The sequence below is a fragment of the Achromobacter sp. SIMBA_011 genome, assembly GCF_046535435.1.
Classification (GTDB): Bacteria; Pseudomonadota; Gammaproteobacteria; order Burkholderiales; family Burkholderiaceae_B; genus Achromobacter; species Achromobacter dolens.
The window spans coordinates 1-274 of sequence record NZ_JAWRWN010000412.1; the positions used below are offsets into that span (position 1 = coordinate 1).

Below are 274 nucleotides of genomic sequence, written 5' to 3' on the forward strand. Positions count from 1 at the left end.
CGAAGCGCGGTTGCGCGCGCACCCACGACAGCGCGACGCCGCGCGGCGTGTCTTCCATCCAGCCGAGCCGTTTCGCGGGCACATAGCCGAACACGGCCGCGAGCGCCGGCATCGCGACGTGCCACTTCAACCACATGCGCCGCCGCTCTTGCGGCCGATAATCGCGCCAGTACGCATACTGCGCGCCGACGGTCACCACATTACGCACGCACGCGTTCGACGCCGCGAGCCCGAGCACGCAGCCGCCGATGCTGTGCGCGACGACGTCGAGCGG

Annotated in this window: 1 pseudogene; it reads right to left on the minus strand. The window is 70.8% G+C overall.

Going from position 1 to position 274, the window contains the following annotated elements:
* Positions 1-274: pseudogene (locus SB816_RS31520) on the minus strand (alpha/beta hydrolase); the annotation flags it as partial.